This is a genomic window from Streptomyces profundus, assembly GCF_020740535.1.
In the GTDB taxonomy this organism is placed as follows: domain Bacteria; phylum Actinomycetota; class Actinomycetes; order Streptomycetales; family Streptomycetaceae; genus Streptomyces; species Streptomyces profundus.
In genome coordinates, this window is sequence record NZ_CP082362.1 from 6979453 (window position 1) to 7000664 (window position 21212).

General features: G+C 73.0%; 16 protein-coding genes. 10 read left to right on the plus strand and 6 right to left on the minus strand.

The window, feature by feature from the left end; translation table 11 throughout:
- Nucleotides 1-4: 4 nt before the first annotated feature.
- The 3 genes from K4G22_RS29300 to K4G22_RS29310 are packed head-to-tail and all read right to left on the minus strand — an operon-like array spanning nt 5 to nt 4237.
- On the minus strand, nt 5-1102 hold the full coding sequence (locus K4G22_RS29300; protein WP_228083483.1) for an outer membrane protein assembly factor BamB family protein: 1098 nt from the start codon (nt 1100-1102) through the stop codon (nt 5-7).
- Nucleotides 1103-1149: 47 nt separating this feature from the next.
- Nucleotides 1150-3342, minus strand: a complete 2193-nt coding sequence (locus K4G22_RS29305) for a bifunctional serine/threonine-protein kinase/ABC transporter substrate-binding protein (protein WP_228083484.1) — start codon at nt 3340-3342, stop codon at nt 1150-1152.
- Between the two features lie 49 nt (nt 3343-3391).
- Nucleotides 3392-4237, minus strand: a complete 846-nt coding sequence (locus K4G22_RS29310; RefSeq protein ID WP_228083485.1) for a hypothetical protein — start codon at nt 4235-4237, stop codon at nt 3392-3394.
- 372 nt (nt 4238-4609) lie between these two features.
- On the opposite strand from K4G22_RS29310, the gene K4G22_RS29315 reads away from it, so the two are divergent.
- The 6 genes from K4G22_RS29315 to K4G22_RS29340 all read left to right on the plus strand — a co-directional run bounded on the left by K4G22_RS29315 (nt 4610) and on the right by K4G22_RS29340 (nt 13634).
- On the plus strand, nt 4610-5104 hold the full coding sequence (locus K4G22_RS29315; RefSeq protein ID WP_228083486.1) for a hypothetical protein: 495 nt from the start codon (nt 4610-4612) through the stop codon (nt 5102-5104).
- Nucleotides 5104-6495: a hypothetical protein gene (locus tag K4G22_RS29320; protein ID WP_228083487.1), complete on the plus strand. Its 1392-nt coding sequence runs from the start codon at nt 5104-5106 to the stop codon at nt 6493-6495. Before K4G22_RS29315 ends, K4G22_RS29320 begins: the two co-directional genes overlap by 1 nt.
- On the plus strand, nt 6492-7859 hold the full coding sequence (locus tag K4G22_RS29325; protein ID WP_425336763.1) for a VWA domain-containing protein: 1368 nt from the start codon (nt 6492-6494) through the stop codon (nt 7857-7859). Before K4G22_RS29320 ends, K4G22_RS29325 begins: the two co-directional genes overlap by 4 nt.
- Before the next feature lie 10 nt (nt 7860-7869).
- The gene (locus K4G22_RS29330; RefSeq protein WP_228083488.1) at nt 7870-9006 is read left to right on the plus strand and encodes an ATP-binding protein; all 1137 of its coding nucleotides are present in this window, start codon (nt 7870-7872) and stop codon (nt 9004-9006) included.
- A 5-nt stretch (nt 9007-9011) separates the two neighbouring features.
- Entirely contained in the window at nt 9012-11867 is a 2856-nt protein-coding gene (locus tag K4G22_RS29335) for a DUF5682 family protein (RefSeq protein ID WP_228084264.1), read from the plus strand.
- A 381-nt stretch (nt 11868-12248) separates the two neighbouring features.
- Nucleotides 12249-13634 carry a glycoside hydrolase family 10 protein gene (locus tag K4G22_RS29340; RefSeq protein ID WP_228083489.1) on the plus strand — a complete coding sequence of 462 codons (1386 nt, stop codon included), beginning with the start codon at nt 12249-12251 and terminating at the stop codon, nt 13632-13634.
- A gap of 702 nt (nt 13635-14336) precedes the next feature.
- Here the strand turns inward: K4G22_RS29340 and K4G22_RS29345 are convergent.
- Both K4G22_RS29345 and K4G22_RS29350 read right to left on the minus strand, forming a co-directional pair.
- On the minus strand, nt 14337-14999 hold the full coding sequence (locus K4G22_RS29345; RefSeq protein ID WP_228083490.1) for a permease prefix domain 1-containing protein: 663 nt from the start codon (nt 14997-14999) through the stop codon (nt 14337-14339).
- On the minus strand, nt 14996-15337 hold the full coding sequence (locus K4G22_RS29350) for a PadR family transcriptional regulator (protein ID WP_228083491.1): 342 nt from the start codon (nt 15335-15337) through the stop codon (nt 14996-14998). Before K4G22_RS29350 ends, K4G22_RS29345 begins: the two co-directional genes overlap by 4 nt.
- 85 nt (nt 15338-15422) lie before the next feature.
- On the opposite strand from K4G22_RS29350, the gene K4G22_RS29355 reads away from it, so the two are divergent.
- Both K4G22_RS29355 and K4G22_RS29360 read left to right on the plus strand, forming a co-directional pair.
- Entirely contained in the window at nt 15423-15917 is a 495-nt protein-coding gene (locus tag K4G22_RS29355; protein WP_228083492.1) for a hypothetical protein, read from the plus strand.
- A gap of 114 nt (nt 15918-16031) precedes the next feature.
- Nucleotides 16032-16757, plus strand: a complete 726-nt coding sequence (locus K4G22_RS29360) for a siderophore-interacting protein (protein WP_228083493.1) — start codon at nt 16032-16034, stop codon at nt 16755-16757.
- Nucleotides 16758-16837: 80 nt separating this feature from the next.
- Here the strand turns inward: K4G22_RS29360 and K4G22_RS29365 are convergent, their stop codons facing one another.
- Nucleotides 16838-17797, minus strand: coding sequence for an oxidoreductase (locus K4G22_RS29365; protein WP_228083494.1), 960 nt, complete (start codon nt 17795-17797; stop codon nt 16838-16840).
- Nucleotides 17798-18098: 301 nt separating this feature from the next.
- Between K4G22_RS29365 and K4G22_RS29370 the strand changes: the two genes are divergently transcribed.
- Nucleotides 18099-19145: a porin PorA family protein gene (locus K4G22_RS29370; protein WP_228083495.1), complete on the plus strand. Its 1047-nt coding sequence runs from the start codon at nt 18099-18101 to the stop codon at nt 19143-19145.
- A 451-nt stretch (nt 19146-19596) separates the two neighbouring features.
- Nucleotides 19597-21147, plus strand: a complete 1551-nt coding sequence (locus K4G22_RS29375; RefSeq protein WP_228083496.1) for a PQQ-dependent sugar dehydrogenase — start codon at nt 19597-19599, stop codon at nt 21145-21147.
- The last annotated feature ends 65 nt before the right edge of the window (nt 21148-21212 follow it).

Here is a 21212-nt window from a genome sequence, read left to right on the forward strand (position 1 = left end):
GCGTTCAGCGGGTGAGGGCGATGACGGTGGCCTGGTCGGTGCCCGCGTAGAGGGTGTCGTCCGAGGCCGCGAGGTGCAGCACGTGCTCGCCCGGGGCGTCGGCCGTGCCGATCTCGTACTCCCAGCGCACCGCCCCGGTGGCCAGCTCGGCCGCCACCAGCAGGCGGGGCTCGGCCGGATAGTAGACGGTGTCCCCGTGCACTGCGAGGGGCAGCAGGTCGCCGGTCACCGTCGCCTGCCAGCGCTCCTCGCCGCTCGCGCCGTCCAGGGCGTACAGGCGGCGGCCGGCGGCGCAGGGCACCAGCAACAGCCCTTCGGCGGCGACCGGACCGATCACCTGCCCGGAGACATCGGCCGTCCACCGCCGCTCGCCGGAGCGCGCCTCCACCGCGTGCACCCGGCCGGCCGCCGTGCCCGCGCACACCAGATCGCCGACGAACGCGACCGTCGAGACCACGCCCTCGCCGGTGTCCAACGCCCAGCGTTCCGTCCCGTCGGCGGTGTCCCAGGCCGACAACAGGCCGTCGCCGCCGCCCAGATGGACCGCGCCGTCCCTGAGCCGGGGGTCGGCGAAGAACTGCCCGTCCGTGGCCACCGTCCACACCTCGGCGCCGCCCGCCACCTCCACGGCGCGTACCACCCCGTCCAGGCCGCCGACGTAGGCGACGCCATCGGCCACGGCCGGCGCCGAGAAGACGCCCATCCCCGACGTCGGCACCCGCCAGCGCTCCGCCCCGTCGGCGGCGTCAAGCGCCACCAGATCGCCCCCGCCGAGCCCCGTCACCAGCAGGTCGTCGGCCAACGCGGGGCGGCTGGCGCTCGTTCCGGTGGCCGACTCCCAGCGGGCGGAGCCGTCCCGCGTGTCGAGCGCGTACACGGCGGCCCCGGCGCGCGCCACATAGACGGTGTCGCCGGCCGGGGCGGCGGGCGCGGCCGACGCCGCCCCGTGCGGCGCGAAGGTCCACAGCGGGCTGCCGGGGGCGGTGGGCCGCTCGTCCGGGGTGTCGGAGCCGCCGCCGCAAGCCGTGGCGACCAGCGCCAGACCGGCCAGGCCGAACAGGCCCCGACGGGACGTCGCAACGGACAGCGGGGATCGTCTCATGATGTAACGCCACTCCCAACTGGCGCTCCCCGAAGGGGAGTTCGCGGTCAGATGTCGTCGGGGACCTCGGTGCCGAGGAAGCGGAACGCGCCGTCCGCCACCTGGTAGAAGAAGACGCCGTCGCCGACGAACAGGCCGTTCTCCTCCTCGAACGCGTACTGCTTGGCCGCTCCCTGATGGACCGTCAGCCGCAGCACCTCCACCACGTCCCGGTGGTCCACCGACTCCGTGCCCAACTCCTCGACGCAACGCGCCAGAACGTCGATCACGTCATAGCCCTCGGCCGCGAAGGGCGGCGGCGGCTCGCCGTGGTGCTCCTGGAACGCCTCGCTGAACTCCCGGGCGGACGGCGCGGCCAGCGCGTCCGTCACGGTGGAGACCACCAGCCAGCCATCGGCCGACCGGCCCGCGGACTCGGCGAACCGGGGATCGTGCATCGCCTGGGTGCCGAGGCACAGGCCCCCGTACCCGGCCTCGGCGAGCAGGCCGGCGAACACGGCGGCCGACTCCCAGCCGCCCCCGAAGAGCACGGCGCCCGGCGCGTGGCCGGCGATCCGCCGCGCGGCGTCCCGCAGTTCGGCGTCCCCGCCCCGCGCCCGCTCCGGGATCACCTCGGGGCCGCCGCCCAGCAGCCCCGTCCTGGCGCTGCGGGTGATCTCCCAGCTGTAGTCGCTGCCGTCGTCCACCAGCACCACGGGGCCGTCCACCGCGCCCGAGGTCAACAGCGCCACGATCGGCCGCAGTTGCAGCGCGTCGATCGGACGGGCCATCGTGTAGACGGAGTTGAGGTTCCCGCCCGAGCCGTCCGTCACGGTGACCACCGACTTGCGCGCCCGCGTGTAGGGGTCCATCAGCGCCCTGGTGGCCGCGGGGGAGGTCGCCGCGACGACGGCGACCACCGCGTCGTCCGAGGCGAGGCGTTCCGCGACCCGCGCCGCCTCGTCGGCTGAGCCGCCGTCGTCGACGGCGCGCAGCACCAGGTCGAAGGAGCGCTGCTCGTCCGCGTTGTGCCGGGCCACCGCCACCTCGGCGCCGCGCAGTTGGCCGTCGGCCACCTCGGCGAGCGGGCCGCCCAGGTCCGCCTGGAAGGCGACCGTCAAGGCGGCCAGCTCCGGCGGGTCGGCGCCGTCAGCGGTGCCGGACGCGCTCCTGCCGTTCCACCACAGCACCCCGCCGCCGACCCCGGCCAGCCCCAGGCCCCCGCCGAGCAGCGCCAGCAGCGCGCGGCGCCTGGTCCGTCCTGGCCCCTGGTGGGGCGGCCCGAACGTGCCCGACGGCGGGTACGGCGTGCCGCCCCTGGCGGCCGTCGTGGTCTCCTCGCTCCCCACCGCGCCGTGCGGCACCTGCGTCGGCTCGATCGGCGGCAGGGACAGCATGCCGGCGGAGCGCTCGGCTATCAGATGGGTGACCGGCCCCGGCAGCCAGCCGCCGGCCGCCGCGCCCGCGTCGTGCCAGGCGTTCCGAAGCTCCCCGGTCGTCGGCCGGGCCGAGGCGTCCTTGGCCAGGCAACGCGAGAGCAACTCCCGCAGCGGGCCGGCCAGCTCGCCGAGATCGGGCTCGTTGTGCACGGTGCGGTAGAGCACCGAGGCCACCGGGCCGCCGCCGAACGGGCGCCGCCCGCTGGCCGCGAAGGCCAGCACACACCCCAGCGAGAACACGTCGCTCGGCGGCCCGACCGGCCGCCCGGCGGCCTGTTCGGGGGAGAGGAAGCCGGGTGAGCCGATCACCGCGTCCGTCGCGGTGAGCACCGTGTCGTCCAGGGCCCTGGCGATGCCGAAGTCGATCAGCCGGGGCCCGTCGGGCGCGAGCAGCACATTGCCCGGTTTGACATCGCGGTGCACAAGACCCGCGGTGTGCACCGCGTCCAGCGCCTCGGCCAGCCGCAGGCCCAGCGTCCGCACGCTCGGCTCGGGCAGCGCGCCGGTGGCGGCGACCGTCTCGTCGAGCGCGGGCCCCGGTACGAACTCCGTGGCGAGCCAGGGCGCTTCGGCCTCCGTGTCGGCCGCGACCACCGGCACGGCCCAGCGGTTGGTGACCTGACGGGCCGCCGCCACCTCGCGGCGGAACCGCCGCCGGAACGACGGCTCGTCGGCGAACTCCGGACGGATCAGCTTGATGGCGACCAGCGTGCCGTCCGTGCCGCGCGCCAGCAGCACGGTGCCCATCCCGCCGGCCCCCAGCCGGCCGAGGCACCGGTAGCGGCCGACCCACGCGGGATCGGCGGGACGGAGGGGACGCATCAGGCGCCGCCCCCCGACGCCGCGCCCGAGGGGCCCGTGCCGTTCCCCGTCACGTCAGCTCCAGCTCGATCTGGTACAGCACCCGGGCCAGGCCCTCGGCCGCCATCCGCATCAGCTCCATGTCCTCGTGCCCCGGGCCGCCCTTGACGGCGACGGACGCGGTGACCGGGCCGATCCGGGACTTCACCCACAGATAGGAGTAGGGCACCGGGCTGTCGGGCCCGGTCCACTGCCCCATCTCGAAGAGCGAGGCGTCCGCGTTGAGCACCTCCTCCTCCGGGTACTCAAGCGACATCAGCCCCGACAGCCGCTGCCCGTCGCCGAGTTCCTGGTCGGGGCAGCGGTAGCTCTCGTCCAACGTGGCGGCCATCTCGGCGTCGGCACCCGCGTCGTCGCGGTGCGCCGAGACGGTGACGGTCGCCAGCGCCTGCCCCAGGTCGTCGGTGGCCGGCAGCTGGTAGCGGCGGGTGAGCGAGTCGAGCACCCCGTCCGGCAGCTCGGCACGCGACCAGTCGCAGTCGTCGCCCAACACCGTCCAGGTGCCGGCGACCTCGTGAGGGTCGTCGGGGGCGAGCCCGGGCCACCAGATGTCCGGCTCCACATGCGCGCCCTCCATGAGGGCCCTGGCCTCCGCCGCCGTGGTCGGCAGCAGGTCGGGGTCGGGCGTGAAGTCGTACGCGTCCGGCAGCGCGCCGACGCCGCCCGTCTCGTCGTCGTCTTCCTCGGGCTCGTCGCCGTCTTCCTCCGGGTCCTCCGCGGTGTCACCCCGGGGCGACTCCCCGGCCTTGCGCGGCTCCTCCTCGGCGTCCGACGTCCCACAGCCGGCGAGCGCGACCGCCAGCAGGCCGGCGGCCAGTGCCGTCGCGCGTCTCGGCCCCCTCCGAACCCGACGCATGAGCATCCCCCGTCTTTCGTTGTGTCCCACCCCTACGGCTGGTGATTCTATGGTCGCGGAACCTTCACATCGGCGCGCCCATGTCACGGGTGCGTACCGGTCCCGTTCTCGTTCGGATCGCCGTCGCCCGGGTTGGACCGCCCACATCCCAGGCGCGGCCGGGGCCCTGGGCGGGGGCCGGGGAGGGGCGGGGCGAACGGGGATTGTCAGTGGGGTGCACCATGCTGTCTCTCGGATCACCGAACGAGGCCCACGGTCTCGCTTCGAGGCGGTCAACCCTGTGTTCCCCCACGTCAGTCGGGGTGTCAGGCATGCCGTTTCCCGGGTGGTCCTCCCGTTGAGGCGTCAGGTGCGAGCTGGAGGTCGATGATCGTGAACGCGGACACAACCGCGTGGGAGGAACGCGGCACGGTGCGGGTGGTACCGCCCGTGCGCTCCCGCAAGTTGGCGAAGGTGCCCTTCGTCGAGCTGGCCGAGGGGCGGTTGCAGGGCGTGGTGTCGAGCGGCTCGGACATCGCCCGGGTCTATGTCTCGGCGATCGCCGCGCACAGCCACGGCCTCAGCTGCGGCACCAACAACAACCGGCCGTGCGGCGGGCTTTCCCGTTACCCCTGCAAGCACCTCCAGGCGCTGGTCAAGGAGGCCGAGATCCAGTACGGCGTGGAGCGCGTGGCCCGCTATCTCGGCGTCGAGGTCGGCGAGAACGACGGCGTGCTCGGGGGGCTGCGGGCCGGGCCGACGGGCGTCCCGGCCGGCGCCGTCTTCAGCCGGTTCCTGCGCCATCTCGCCTATCTGGAACGGCCGGACAGCACGGCGCCGGTGCCGGAGATGGCGTGGTTCCCGGCGGCGGGGGCGGTGGCCGGCTGATGTTCGGTATCCAACTCGCCGAGCTGCTGGGCCAGGAGCCCGACGGCGTCGACGCGGCCATGGCCGTGGTGACCGGCTGCGACGAGGCCCTGGTGGAGGGCTTCGCCCGGCTGGGCGCCGACCGCGCCGCGGCGCTGACCGCGCTGGCGGGCGCCGTGGCCGCCTCGCCGCTCGGCCCGGCCGTCGCCGAGGCGGTGGAGAAGACCGCTGCCGGCTCGGCCACGGACGAGCATCTCGCCGCCGTAGCCGGGGCCAGGACCGCCCTGCTCGGCGCCGTGCACGACGCCCGACTCGCCTCCCTGGACGCGGCGTTGGGCCGCGCCAGGGAGCCCTGGCCCGAGGCGGCGGACGGCGCTCGGCTGGCCGAGCCGAGGCTGGCCGGAGCGCGCTCCTGGCTGCGGGAGCTGGCCCTGGTCGGCTGGCGCGGCGTCGGGGACGATCTGGTCTCGTCGGTCGACCCGCTGGTCGAGGCCCTGTGGGACGAGCCGGCGACGCGCCGGCTGGCCGTTCTGGTGGACGGCCTCGCCGCCGAGCTGCACGCCCTCGGCCCGCTGGCCACGGCCGAACGCCTCCCCGTCCGCCGCTGGTCCGATCTGTGGTCCCGCGCCCTGCTGCTCTCCCAGCCGGGCCCGTGGGCGCCCGACGACGCGGAGGCGGCGCCGGTCACGGGCCGCCTGCTGCCGCTGGGCACGGAGATCCACGAGCACGGCACCAGCGTGCAGGTCGTGGTGCACGCCCTGCTGGAGCAGGGCGGCGAGGCGCCGACGCGGCTGGTGCGGGTCGGGGTCGGCGCGGCCAAGGTCGACACCATCGTCGGCCCCGCCGTCTGGCGGGTGCTGCACCGGCATCCGGTGCTGCTGGGGGCGCTCGCCGAGCGCCGCGCGCTGGAGATCGCCGAGATGCCGCTGCACGCCGGCGGCGACCTGCGCTGGCACGACGACCGCGCGCGTCCCGGCGAGCCCGCCGACCCGTTCGTCACCGCCAGGGCCGGACTCCCGGACGCGCTCGCCGCGCCCGTGCCGCCGCTGGACCGCCATCCGGTGCGGCTGGCCGAGCCGGTGCTGCTGGAGGGGTACACCGTCAAGGGCGACACCCTTCACCTCGACGGGCACGCTCTCCCGCTCGCCCTCGACCAGCTGCCGAGCAGCGGCCCGTTGACCCGCCAACTCGTGGGCGCCTCATCGGAGGTGATCGGCCTGCTGGGCTGGGACCGCGGCTGGACGCTGCGCCCGCTCGCGGTGCGCGCCACCGTGAAACGCCAGCGGGTCGAGGCGCACAACGGCGACTGGGCGCTCGGCCCAACCGACCCCAAGATCGCCAAGGCCGAGGCCAGGACGGGCGACGCGGTCGCCGTGCTGCGCGAGCGGGCGGGACGGTTGCTGCGCTCATGACCCAGGCAGAGAACCACCCGACCGAGGGCCCCGAAGCCCCGCCCACGGCCTCCGCCGCGTCCGATGCCCCGGCCGCCTCGGCAGCCTCGGCCGCCGAGAACCGCCGGCAGGTCCTCTACTGGCGGATGCTGGCCCGTCTCTTCGACGCCGGCGAACAGCCGAGCCTGGAGCAGTCAAGCGTGGCCGTCGTCGACGACCTCGGGCTGCCGCCCGCACTGCTCGACCCGGGTACGTCCGTGGACAACCTGGTGCAGCGCTTCCCCGAGCTGGGGGACGCCTTCCGCCAGGTGCTCCCCGAGCACGCCGACGCGCCGGAGGGTCCGGAGGACCCGGAGCTCTCGGTGCGCCGCGCGGCCCTGGTCTCCAAGCTGCTGCTCAACGCCTTCGCCACCGGCTCGGGTTCGGTGACGGCGGGTCAGCTGGCGAGCTGGCAGCAGGACGCGGCCTGGTGCCGGGGCGCCCTCGGCGGCGCCGACCCGGCCGAGCTGTCCGGCATCCTCTCCGGTCTTGAGGCCGACCTCGTCAAGCGGATGCGCCTGCGCGAGGTGCTGGCCGACTCGGCGCGGGCGGCGATGCTCACCCCGAGCATGTCGCTGATCGAGCAGCTGCTGCACGACAAGGACAACCTCTCGGGTGTCGCGCTGGCCAACGCCAAGGCGCTGATCCGCCGATTCGTCGACGAGGTGGCCGAGGTGCTGCGCACCCAGGTCGAGCGGACCACCGTCGGCAGCATCGACCGCTCCGTCCCGCCCAAGCGCGTCTTCCGCAACCTGGACATCCAGCGCACCATCTGGAAGAACCTCACCAACTGGAGCCCGGAGGACGAACGGCTCTATGTGGACCAGCTGTTCTACCGGCACAGCGCGCGGCGGACCACCCCCTCCCGGCTGATCGTGGTGGTGGACCAGTCCGGGTCCATGGTCGACGCGATGGTCAACTGCACCATCCTGGCCTCGATCTTCGCCGGGCTGCCCAAGGTCGATGTGCATCTCGTCGCCTACGACACCCGCGCGCTGGATCTGACGCCCTGGGTGCACGACCCGTTCGAGGTGCTGCTCCGCACCCGGCTGGGCGGCGGCACCAACGGCACCGTCGCGATGGAGCTGGCCCGGCCGAAGATCGCCGAGCCAGGCAACACGGTGCTGGTGTGGATCTCCGACTTCTACGACAACCCGGCCCTGCTCACCGACTTCCAGTCGGTCCACCGCTCCGGCGTGCGGCTGATCCCGGTCGGCTCCGTCAACAGCTCCGGTCGCGCCAGTGTCAACCCGACGTTCCGTCAGCGCCTCAAGGAGCAGGGCACCCCGGTGATCTCCGGGCATATCCGCAAGCTCGTGTTCGAACTCAAGAACTTTCTCGCCTAGGAGACGACAGATGACCGACAACATGCTCCGCGCCCCGGCCGAGGCCAAGTACGCCGACGAGCTCGACTGGCTGGAGTCCGTCGACGACGGGCCCAAGCCGTTCTCCTGGCGGCTCAGCCCGCGCATGGTGCGCCTGTTCATCCTCGGCTCCGAGCGCGCCGACGGGCTGGAGCGGGAGATCCCGCAGAAGTGGTTCGGCGACCGGGCGTTCGTCGAACGCGCCATCGTCACCCTGGCATCGGACCGCGGGCTGCTGTTGATCGGCGATCCGGGGACGGGCAAGAGCTGGCTGGCCGAGCTCCTCTCGGCGGCCATCTCCCGCAACTCCACCCTCGTCGTCCAGGGCACCGCCGGCACCACCGAGGACCACATCAAGTACGCCTGGAACGTGTCGATGGTGATCGCCAAGGGCCAGTCCCGGCAGTCGATGATCCCCTCACCGATCATGACGGCGATGGAACGTGGCGTGATCGGCCGCTTCGAGGAGCTGACGAGGGCCACCAGCGACGTCCAGGACGCGCTGATCTCGATCCTCTCCGAGAAGTACGTCTCCATCCCCGAGCTGGGAGACGGAGACGGGGAGACCCCTGAGAACATCGTCTTCGCCGAGCCGGGATTCTCCATCATCGCCACCGCGAACAGCCGCGACCGGGGGGTCAACGACCTGTCGTCCGCGCTCAAGCGGCGGTTCAACTTCGTCCGCATCCCGGTGGTCACCAACAAGCGCAGCGAGGCGGAGATCGTGCGCTTCCGCACCAGGGAGCTGCTGCGCCGACACCAGATCGACCTTGAGGTGCCGCCCTCGCTGCTCGACATCCTGTTGCAGAGCTTCGCCGATCTGCGCGCCGCCTCGGCCTCGGCCGCCAGCGACGACGAGAAGCTGGAGTCGGCCCTCTCCACCGCCGAGCAGATCGGCGTCCTTGAGGACGCCATCCTGCACAGCCAGTTCTTCGGCGACCGGGTCCTCGGCGCCGGCACCCTGGCCGGCTCGCTGGTCAGCTCGCTGGCCCGCCGCAGCCCCGAGGACCTGGCCATTCTCAACAAGTTCTGGCACGGCGTAGTGGAGCCGCGCGGCGAGAAGGACCAGGGCGGCCCCTGGGAGGACTTCCTCAACGGTGGCCGCGAGGCGATAGCGACCCTGTCGTGAGCGAGATCGTCCAGGAACGCACAGGCGGAAGCGAGGACGGCGTGGACGCCGAGGCCACCGGCCCGTTCGCCGCGTTGAGCGAACGGCTGCGCGAGGCGGCCGTGGAGTTCGCCGGCCACGGGGACGCGGTGCCCGACATCCTCGCCGGCATGGTCGAGGACGTGGACCGGGCGCTGCGCGAGGAGTTGGAGATCTTCCCGGTCTGCCACCACTCGCCCGCCTCGGCGCTCGCCATGGTCCGCCGGCTGCGGGAGAAGCGGCCCCAGGTCGTCTACCTGGAGCTGTGCGAGGACCTGCGCCCGCTCGTCGACGAGCTGCACAACTGCCAACTCCCCGTCGCGCTCCAGGCGTTCGCCACCGAGATCGACGGTTTCCCCGCCCAGTGGGCGCCGCTGAGCGTGGTGGCGCCCCTCACCGAGGCGTCGGCCGAGTACCAGGCGATCGCCTACGCCCTGGAGACCCCGGGCGTGGAGCTGGTGTTGGTCGACCGCTCGACGGACCATGTCTTCCAGTGGAGCCGCCCGCCGCAGGACGTCAAGGCCCCGGAGCCGGCCCCGGGCGCCGAGGAACCCTCGGATCCGGAGGAGGGGGCGCTGCACGGCGACGCCGTCGGCATCGAGATCGGCGATCTGCGGCCCGGGTTCGCCGAGCTGGAGGAGTACCTGCTCCACCACGGCAAGGTCAGGCACTGGTCCGAGTGGTGGGACCAGTACGTCGAACAGCCGCTGGCCGGCGCCGACTACACCACCTACCGCCAGGTGATGGTGATGATCGGCAGCCTCTTCAGGCGGCTGCGCCCCGAGCGGCACGCCCGGTTGGCGGTCGACGAGGACCGCGAGCGCTACATGTGGACGCGGATGCGGGAGCACCTCGCCGCCTCGGGCGCCGACCCCGAGCGCTGCCTCTACGTCTGCGGCGCCTTCCACGCGGCCAGCCGGGTCGAACAGTTCGGCCTGGCGTCCGAGGCCGAGCCGTTCCCGATCTCCCCCCGCACGGGCACCTCCTGGCGGTACGGGCTGATCCCGTCCAGCCACTCCGCGATCGAGGCCCAGTTCGGTCTCGCCCCGGGGGCGGTGTCCATCGCGGCGGCGAGCTGGCGGCGGACGCTCGGTCGAAGCCGCCTCAAGCCGTTCCGGCTCGACGGCCGCAAGACCGCGAAGAAACGCGCCGCCAAGGGCGCGGGCGCCGCGAAGGCCGCGCCGGCCGCCGGACGGGAGTCCGTCACCGACCGGCTGTCGGGCTTCCTCCAGTCCGCACCCGAGCCCCATGTCCTCGACGAGGACGAACTGCTCGGCTGGTGTGTGGACATCGTCCGGCTGGCCCGCCGCAACCGCTACCTCGCCAGCACCGCTGACGCGATCGCCATCTTCGAGACGTCCATCCTGCTGGCCGGGATGCGCGGGCGGGCCAGGCCTACCCCGTACGACTTCGAGGACGCGGCGGTCACCTGCATCGAGAAGGACCGCGTGCCCGGCCGCCGCGATGTGCGTCGGCTCTGCGAGATCCTGCTCGGCGGCGACCGGGTGGGTTCCGTCGGCTATGACGCGCTGCCGCCGCTGGCCAGGGACGTGCTGGACCGGCTGGCGCCGCTGGGGCTCAATCTCACCGCGCGCACCCAGCAGCGGGCGCTGCTCGACCTCCGGCAGAACCCGGAGTTGGCGCCCTGTTCCGATCTGCTGTGGATGCTGCGCCGCCTGCTCGGCGATGTGGTCCGCCCGATCATGGGCGCCCGGGCGCTGGGGGAGCGGTCCATCCAGGAGAGCTGGGATCTCACCCTCGGCCGCGACCAGCGGGCCCTGGTGCAGCTCGGCTACGAGGGCGTCACCATCGAGCAGGTCCTGGAACGTCGGCTGCGGGACGCCGTGCGGGCCCCCGACGCCACGGCGGCCACCGCGCTGGACGCGGTCGAGGAGGCCCTCCTCTATCTGGACAGCCCCCGGCTCGGGAACGACCTCGGCACCCGGGCGGTGGAGCTGCTGGCCGCCGAACGCACCGTGGACGGGGCGCCCCGGGTGCTGCGCGGCATCAGGCGGCTGCTGACGCACTACCGCGCCACCGACGAGGGGCCGCCCCCGTGGGCGGAGGCCTTCGTCACCGGCGGCTACGCGCACTACTGCACCCTGCTGCCGACCGCGTTCGCCGACGACGAGGCCGGGCCACGGCAGGTGGGCGCCATGTTGGGCTTCCTCTTCGGGATGGAGAGCTTCGCGCTCTCGCTCGGCTGCGAACGCACCCAACTGGAGCTGGCGGTACGGCAGTCACATCCGAGCGCACCGGACAAGGTGGCCCTGCTCTGGGCGGCGATGGCCCGTCTCGATCTGATCTCGACGGCCGAGCTGCGCGCCCGGTGCGACGAACTCCTCGCCAACCCGCTGGTGGTGCCGGCGTTCCCGCGCTATCTGAGCGGGTTCATCCAGGCCCTTGAGGCGGTCCCCACCCTGGCTCCGTTCGTGGTGGAGCTGCTCTCCAAGGCGTTCGCCCGGCTGCCGGACGCGACGCTGCTGCCCTGGCTGCCCCAGCTGATCAGCACGCTGCGCAAGGAGGCGGGCGAGCTGGTGCCGGTGCTGGTGCGGGAGGCGGGCCGCACCTTCCCCGGCACGCTCGCCGGGGTGGACGCCTGGATACCGCCGTGGGACGCCCCGGCGGCGGAGTCGGCCGTTGAGGCGCCGGCGGCCCCGGTGAACCGCGCGGTCGCCGAGCTGCTGGCGGCGCACCCCGAGTCCTGCTCGTCGGTGGCCGCCCTCGTCGGGGCGTCGGGGGAGTGGCAGCCGCTGCCGGGAGCCGACCCAGCCGGCGAGCTGTTGGCCCGCCATCCGGAACCGGCCCGAGCGGTCGCGGCGCTGCTGGCGCCGGCGGTCTGAACGGCCCCTTCCTGCGCCGCGTCCCGCCGTCCTGTGACGGCGGGACGCGGCGTCTGTCATGACCGAGAGCCGTTTCCGAAAAGCTTCCAGAGGTGTTCCGAAATATTTCGGCTGCTTTCCCGCCCTCGGGTGACGGTGACCAGTGGATCTTCGCCGGTCAACTGGGTACGGAGTCCGGCAAGTTGATCCGGAAAGTTTCGGGAACTTCTCTTGACGGCCCCTCAGGGTGGGCGCATATTACTTCCACGATCGTTGCCGATTGCCATGGCACCGTCGCTCTCCGCCGCCTTCGGGAGACGGCGTGCTGCCCTGAGAGCCGCAGCAGATCTCGCCCCTCCGGACGACGCGTCCGCCCGTCCGGCCTGTGATGAAGGGACCGCGATGATCAACGAGTTCGCACATGAGCAGAGACCCTCGCGCTGGCGGCTGGCCGTCCGCAGGGCGATCGCCGGCAGTGCCGTCGTCCTGCTCTCGGCCACCGGAGTGGTCGCCCTGTCCGGCACCGCCCACGCCGCCAGCACGCTGGGCGCCGCCGCGGCCGAACAGGGGCGGTACTTCGGCACCGCCGTCGCCGCCAACCGCCTCTCCGAGTCCGACTACACCGCCACCCTCAACCGCGAGTTCAACAGCGCCACCGCCGAGAACGAGATGAAGTGGGACGCGCTCCAGCCCAACCGGGGGCAGTTCAACTTCGGCAACGCCGACCGGATCGTGAACCACGCGCGCGGCCAGGGCATGTCGCTGCGCGGGCACACCCTCGTCTGGCACTCCCAACTCCCCGGCTGGGTCGGCGGTCTGGGCACCAACGAACTGCGCACCGCGATGAACGACCACATCTCCCAGGTGATGGGCCGCTACCGAGGCCAGATCGACTCCTGGGACGTGGTCAACGAGGCGTTCGAGGACGGCTCCAGCGGCGCCCGCCGCAACTCGCCCTTCCAACAGCGCCTGGGCAACGGCTATATCGAGGAGGCGTTCCGCGCCGCGCGGGCCGCCGACCCCAGCGCCACGCTCTGCTACAACGACTACAACACCGACGGCGTCAACGCGAAGAGCAACGCCGTCTACAACATGGTCGCCGACTTCAAGCAGCGCGGCGTGCCCATCGACTGCGTCGGCTTCCAGTCGCACTTCAACAGCCAGTCCCCGGTGCCCGGCGACTACCAGCAGAACCTCCAACGGTTCGCCGCGCTGGGCGTGGACGTGCAGATCACCGAGCTCGACATCGAGGGCTCGGGCACCGCGCAGGCCAACAGCTACCGCACCGTGGTCAACGCCTGCCTGGCGATCTCCCGTTGCACCGGGATCACCGTCTGGGGGGTCACGGACAAGTACTCCTGGCGGGCCAGCGGCACCCCGTTGCTCTTCGACGGCAACTACAACAAGAAGCCGGCCTATGACGCGGTGCTGGCCGCCCTCGGCGGCACCCCGGGCGGGGGCGACCCCGGCGGGCCCGGCGACGGGTCCTGCACCGTGACGTACCAGGAGACGGACCGCTGGGGCGACCGGTTCAACGGACAGGTCACCGTCCGCGCCGGCGACGCGTCGATCAGCGGCTGGACGGTGACCGTCACCGTCGGCTCCGCCCAGCGGATCTCCACCACCTGGAACGGCACGCCGAGTTGGGACAGCAGTGGCAACGTCATGACCATGAGACCCAACGGCAACGGAAACCTCTCGCCAGGCCAGTCCACCAGCTTCGGCTTCACGGTGATGGCGGGCGGAGACTGGTCGGCCCCCAGGATCGGCGCCTGCGTGGCCTCCTGACCGACACCCCCGGCCACTGAACCGGCCGCGCGGAGCGGTGCCCCCACCGGCGCCGCTCCGCGCTCCGCGCCCACCCGCCCGTCAGCGCGGCGCCGAGGCGCACACCTCCCGGTGCGCCAGCTGAACGCCAGCGCCCGCCGGGACCAGTCGACCAGTGCGGCCCGCCGCTCCGCCGGCACCGGAACGACTCCGGGCCCACCCCGCTTCACCAGCCAGAAGCGGACATCGCGGGCCTGCCGCTCCACGATCACGTCCACCAGGGCGCCCCGCGCCCGCAGCAGTCGGCCAACGCCCGCACCCCGGCCACCTGTTCGGCGACCGGCGGCGCCGTCTCCCCGACGCGGTCGCACCAGAGCCAGGCCATAGGGCCCGGAGCCAGCAGCGGACTGCCCGGCGCCGCCATGTCGAAGTCGATGCAGGCGACCGGCCTGCCCCGACGGAGAACGGTGTCGGCGGGCCCCAGGGACGCACCCCGGCCACCACCCGATTCCGGAGGGCACCCGGCCCGGGAGACGGCTGAGGATGTCCCGGCCGAGACGGCGCGGTGCCTTACTGAACCCCCGCTCCGCCAGCAGGCCGAACAGCGCGGCGACAAACGGCGAGGCCGGGCCGGCCGGGCGCCGCACCGTCTCCCGGCCGCACCCCATGCCCGCCGTAGTCCGCCCCGCCAGCCAGCGGGATCGCGTTCGCCACGCCGCCGGGTCAGCCGGCCGGGACCGTCAGGCGCGCGCAGCGGCGGCAGGCGCGGGCCGAGCCCGCCACCGTCGCGTGGGAGAGCGCGGTGAGGCCGCCGGCGAGCGCGAGCAGCGGCCAGTTCGCCGCCACCAGCGCGGCCAGCGCCAGCGTCAGCGTGGCGACCGCCATGGCCACGCTCACCGTGGTGCCCGCCCACGCGACCGTCCCCGGCAGCCGGCGGGGAGTGGGCAGCCAGCGGGAGAGCGCACCGGTCGCGGCCAACGTCCCCCCGGCGAGCAGCGCCACGACCCCGGCGGCGCCCGCCAACGAGATGGCCCCCAGCCGCGCCACGCCCCCGCCGGTGGCCGCGCCGCCGACCAGGTACCAGCAGGCCAGCAGGAAGGGCGCGACCAGCAGCAGCGCCCGCGCGGTGTGCCGCGCCTGGGCGACGGTCAACTCCCGCTGGTAGGCGGGCGCCAACTCGGCCGGACTCCCGAACTCCGCCACCGCCCGCCGGGCGGCCCGCTCAAGGGGGAGCCCCGCCGCCCTGTGGGCCGCCAGCGTCTCGCTGAGCCCCTCGCGCGCCTCGCGCAGCAGCCGGGACTTGACGCGCGCCGGCCCGTCCAGGGCGTCCGCCAGCTCCGCGACCTGTCGCTCGACGAACTCCTCGGCGCCCCGCGTGCCGCTCATCCGCCTGTCCCGAGCGGACGTGTCGGGTTGAGCACCGCGTCGATGGCCGAGGTGAAGGCGTGCCAGCTGTCCCGTTCCCCGGCCAGCGCGCGCCGCCCCGCGTCCGTCAGCGCGTACCGACGGCGCCGGCGTCCGCCCGCCGTCTCCCAGTCGCTGCTGAGCAGGCCGAGCCGCTCCAGCCGTTGGAGCGCCGGATAGATCGTGCCGGTGCGCAGGTCGAGCACGCCCCCGCTGCGCTGTTGGACGGCGGTGATGATCGCGTACCCGTGCAGGGGCCCCGGCTCCAGCACGGCGAGCAGCAGCCCGTCCAGATGTCCTCGTACCGCGTCTGACTTCATGAGTAGGCAGCCTACCTATAGAAAGCGTAGGCGTGCTATCTATTGGCAGCCAATATATTCAACTCCGGCTGTGGAAAGGCTCACGGTGACCAAGCTTCTGCTGTCCCTGCACGTCCTGGCGGCGATCCTCGCGATCGGCCCGATCGCCGTCGCCGCCTCGATGTTCCCCCGCTTCGTGCGCGTCCCGGCGTCCGTCGGCGCCGCACCGGGCGCACCGGAAGCCTCGGACGCCTCCGGCGGTGCGGGGCGCGGCGGCGCCGTGCTGTTGCATCGGATATGCCGCGCCTACACCGTCGTCGGCGTCACCGTCCCGGTCTTCGGCATCGCGACGGGCGCGCAGCTCGGGGTGCTCACCGACGCCTGGCTGATCGCCTCGCTGATCCTGACGACCGTCGCGGCCGTGCTCCTCGCCGGCGTCATCCTGCCCGCGCAGGAACGACTCCTGGAGTCGGCGTCCCGCCCCGAGGGGGCGGCGCGCGCCGCGCGTCGGCTGGCCATGCTGACCGGGATCTTCAACCTGCTCTGGGCGGTTGTCGTCGTCCTGATGATCGTGCGCCCCGGCTCCACCACCTCGGCCTGACGCCCCGGCGGCGCACTTAGGCTAGGCTTGCCTAACCTCAACGGCGGTTGGGGTCGTCGGACCGGCCAACCGCCGTTGTCCCAGGAGGATTTACCCGAGCAGAGAGGACCGCGGATGGCCCACGGTTGGGAAGGCGCCGTACTCAAGCTGATGCGCGGCAAGGACTTCACGTTCACCGTGACCCATGTCGAACGCGTCACCGACCGCTACCACCGGCTGCGGGTGACCGACGGGGGGCTGCTCGCCCAGGTGCCGCCGCACCCGACGATGTGGGTCCGGCTGTGGTTCGAGCACGGTGGCAGGCCGCACCAGCGCGCCTTCACCCTCGTCGACCCGGACCCCGAGGCGGGCACCTTCGCGCTGGAGTTCGCCCTGCACCAGGGCGCCGCCAGCGCGTGGGCCCGGGGCGCCGTCCCCGGGGACACCATCGACGCCACCCTCCAGGGCACCGGCTTCCCGCGCCCCGACCCCGCGCCCGACCGGCTGCTGCTGGTCGGCGACCCGGCATCGCTCCCCGCGATCAACTCCCTCCTCGACGCCTACCCCGACACCCGGGCAACCGTCTGGTTCGAGGTGCCGCACCCGGCCGACGAGGACCTCCCCCTCCGCGTCGACCCCGACCGCCACGACCTCCGCCGGGTCCCGAGAGCCGACGGCGACGCCGGCCTCGTCGCCCGGGTCGAGGCGGAGCTGCCCGAACTCCTCGGCGACGACCCGACCACCGCCTACGCGTGGATCGCCTGTGACACCGCCACCACCCGCACCCTGGCCGCCTTCCTGAAGAAGGAGGCCGCCCTCCCCAAACGCCGCCTCCACGCCCTGGGCTACTGGCGGACCTGACCCACCGACGGTCACGTGCTCGACGGCGGCGCGCTGGAACGGGGTCGGTGCCGCGCCCCGGCGTCAGGGCGCCGTAAGCGCTACCGCGCTATCGCGTCGAGGCGGGACGCCTCCGCGTCGGACAGGCGCACCGCGCCGGCGGCGACGTTCTCCTCCAGATGGGCCGGGTCGCCCGTTCCCGGTATCGCCAGCACGTGTGGCCCCCGGCGCAGGGTCCAGGCCAGGCGTATCTGTGCCGGCGTCGCCCCGTGGGCGCGGGCCACCTCGTGTACCGCCTCGTGTTCGGCGGCGACCGCGCCCCGCTCCCGTCCGGTGCCGGCGATGGCGAAGTAGGGGACGAAGGCGATGCCCGCCGCGCCGCAGGCGCGCAGCACCTCCTCCTGTTCGGCCGAGGCCCCCACGCCGTACGGGTTCTGCACGCAGACCACGGGCGCGATCGTCCGCGCCTCGGCCAACTGCGCGGGCCGGACGTGGGAGACGCCGAGGTGGCGCACGAGGCCGGCCTCGCGGAGCTCGGCCAGGGCGCCGAAGTGCTCGGCGATCGAGCCGTCCCGGACGCTCGACGGCACCCGCAGGTTGACCACGTCCAGATGGTCACGTCCCAACTGGCGCAGGTTCTCCTCCACCTGCCCGCGCAGCTGCTCGGGCCTCGCCCAGAACCACTCGCCCGACGGGTCCCGGCCGGGCCAGACCTTGGTGACCACCACCAGGTCCTCGGGGTAGGGCGCCAGCGCGCTGTTGATCAGCTCGTTGGCGGACCGGCGCTCGGAGAAGTAGAAGCTGGCGGTGTCGATGTGGTTGACGCCCAACTCGATCGCCCGCCGCAGCACCGCGATCGACCGCCCGCGGTCGCTGGCGGCGCCGGGGGTGAACGCGGCCCGGCCGGTCAGGCGCATGGCGCCGAAGCCGATCCGGTGGACGGTCAGGTCGCCCAACCGCCAGCTGCCGCCCGCGGCGGCCGTCACGGTCTTCGTCGCCTGGTCCGGGATCGTCCGCCGCGTGCGGCTCTCGGGCGAGGTGTCGGGCAGGGCATCGGACATGGCAACTCCTTGATAACGACAAAGAGCCTCCCGGCGGGATGGGATCCCGGTCGAGAGGCTCGCGTTCGTCGCACACCCTAGCAGGGGCGAGCGCCGCTCCCGGGCCTGTGACCAGGTGGTCACCCGCGCCGGAGGCGTCCCCAGGGTTACCGGCGAGTCACTCACGGGTTACCCGCGAGTTGGAATGGCGGCCTTCTCGCCCGTGAACAGGGGTCATATGCCCATTGACGGGGTACCTCGCGGATCCATAGGTTGTCTCAGCCGTCGCACAAAGCCGTGTGCGCGTAGTCGGGAGATGCCCATGCGAAGAAGCACTTGGATTCTGTCTGGATCGGCCGCCGTCCTGGTGGCCGCCTCGGTGGTGACGCGAGTCGTGGTCTACCCGAGCGTGCACCAGCTTCCGGACGATACCGACAGCGTCTTCGAGTACACCGGCACGGCGTCGATGCTCAACGCGCAGGCGCTGGAGGCCGGCGATCTGGCCAACGCCTTCCTCAACGACATACCGGTGACCCTGGATCGGCACGTCCAGGTGGTCGACACCGACGGGGGCACCGCCGTCGTCACCGACGACGTCGTCATCAAGGGGCCCGACGACTCGGAGCTGTCCACCACCAGCCACCGCTGGGCCGTCGACCGCAAGGACCTGGACGAGGTTCCCGCGCCCGAGGGCTCCGAGGCCGAGGAGCACCAGGGCCTGGTGATCTCCTGGCCGCTGGACCCGAAGGAGCAGGACTACACCTTCTGGGACCCCACGACCGGCAGCGAGGCACCGGCGGTCTATGACCGCACCGAGGATGTCGAGGGGCGCGACGCCTATGTCTTCGTGATGAACCACGAGGGCCCGGTGGCGGACCCGGCCATCCAGGCGCGGTTCCCCGAGGCGCTGCCGAGGGACGTCCTGGCGGGCATCGCCCAGACCCTGCCGCCGGAGCAGCAGCAGTTCGACCCGGCGATGCTGGAGATGCTGCCGGAGCTGGTGCCGCTGACCTACGCGGCCACCACCGAGCGCGTCGCCTGGGTCGACTCCGAGACGGGCGCCGTCCTCAACGGCACGCTGGAACAGACCATCGTGGCGCAGACGGAGGGCCCCGAGGGGCCGGTGACGCTCGCGCCGGTCAACGCCATGTCCGTCGAGGGCACCGAGGAGGGCACGAAGGAGCGGGCCGACGACGCGGACTCGGCCGCGAACCTGCTCTGGCTGGTCCGCACGGTGATCCCGCTGGGTCTCGGCGGCGTCGCGGTGATCCTGCTCGCGCTGGCGGTCTGGCTGGAGCTGAAGTCCAGGAGGGGCGCGGCGGGCTCGGAGGACGGCCCGTCGGCGACGCCGGCCGCCGCCACCGACTGACCGGCCCGGAGATCCCGGAACCTCCGGAACTCCCGGCAACGAAAGACCGCGCGCAGGGGCGCTCGGCGGGTCTCCCGCCGAGCGCCCCTGCGGCGTCTCCTGGCGGTGTGGACGGCCGGTGTGGACGGCCGGTGTGAATGGGCGCTCCATGGGAGCGCGGGCGGGTTATGGGATCGCTCCAGGGAACGAAGGTCGGGTACGCGATCTGGCGTGGCGGGGGAGGGAGCGGATACCGTCGCGCCAGCCGCATCCGGTATGTGGCCGCTGGCAGAAGCTGGGCGCAACTCACCCCAAACTATGAGAAGTTGACCGGCTGTGGTCGGAGTTGTGTCCAGTTCGCTCTCCCCTGTTCGAGGATTCACGGCACTTCGAGACCCCCACGAAACCAGGGGAACCACCCCCCTCACCTCTGGAGCCGCAAATGAAGAGACATCGCTTGTTGGGGCCGCTGATGGTAGCGCTCCCACTCGCTCTGCTCGCCCCCCTGACCGCCTCGGCATCGATGCCGGCCGACGCCGCCGCCCGCCTGGCGGCGCCGGCGGAGTCGGCGGCGGAGGCGCCGGTCGAGACGGCCGCCGTCCCGTTGGAGGACCTCACCGCGCTCAGCACCCAGGTCGCCTCGGGGCTGCGCCGTCCCACCAGCCTGGTCGCGCCGGACGACGGCACCGACCGGCTGCTGATCACCGAGAAGCTCGGCACCGTCCGCGAGTACCACCCCGACACCGGGCTGGAGACCGCTCCGATCCTCGACATCTCGGATGTGGTGGATCCCTCCGGCAACGAGAGCGGGCTGCTCGGCATCGCGCCGGCGCCGGACTTCACCGACAGCCAGGAGCTGTATCTCGCCTACACCGCGCTGCCGGAGGGCGCGGTGACCCTGGCCCGCTACGGGCTCGACGACTCCTCCCTCGAAGTGCTGCTGACCCAGGAGCACGCCGAGTTCGACAACCACAACGGTGGCCAGATCGTCTTCGGCCCCGACGGCTACCTGTACTGGGCCATCGGTGACGGCGGCGGCTCGGGCGACCCGTTCTCCGCCGGGCAGCGCCTGGACACGTTGCTGGGCAAGATCCTGCGCCTCGACGTGAGCGCGAGCTGTGGGGATCTCGCCTACTGCGTTCCGTCGGACAATCCGTTCGTCGGCGTCGAGGGCGCCCGCGAGGAGATCTGGACCTACGGGGTGCGCAACCCCTGGAAGTTCTCCTTCGACAGCGCCGACGGCTCGCTCTGGATCGCCGATGTCGGTCAGGGCGGCTACGAGGAGATCAACCACCTGGCTCCCGGGCAGGGCGGTGCCAACCTCGGTTGGTCCTGCCGCGAGGGGCTTGAGGAGTTCGACCCCGAGCAGTGCCCCGACCCGTCCGAACTCACCGACCCGATCTACACCTACCCGCTGACCGGCGGCAACTGCGCCGTCATCGGCGGCCATGTCTACCGGGGCGCCGAGTTCGCCGACCTGGCGGGCGGCACCTATGTCGCCGTCGACTACTGCTCGTCCAAGGTGTTCGGCGTCCGTGCCGACGGCAGCGGCGGCTACGAGGGCGCCGAGATCGGCAACATCGGCGAGACCTCCACCCTGGTGTCGTCGATCGCCACCACCGTCGACGGTGAGCTGTACGCCGTCAACGACCTGCCCGGCGGGCTGCACCGCATCACGTTCGAGGGCCCGGCGGCGGCGAGCACCTGCGCGGTCAGCCTCACCGCCGAGACCTGGGGCACCGGGCTGACCGCGGACATCACCGTCACCAACACCGGCGACGAGCCGCTCACCGGCTGGTCGCTCTCCTTCGCGCTCGCCGAGGGCCAGCGGCTGGTCTCCGGCTGGGGCGCCGCGTTCACCACCTCGGGCACCACCGTGACGGCCAGCGGTGAGCCGCACAACGAGACGATCGCCCCCGGGGCCAGCGCCACCCTCGGGTTCCTCGCCAGTCACGGCGGGGACAGCTCGACGCCGAGCGTCTTCACCCTCAACGAGGGAGCCTGCGTCCTCGCCGACGCCTGACGGCGCGTCGGTGGCCACCGACCGGCCCGGGCCCGCCGCACCACGGTGCGGCGGGCCCCGCCGTC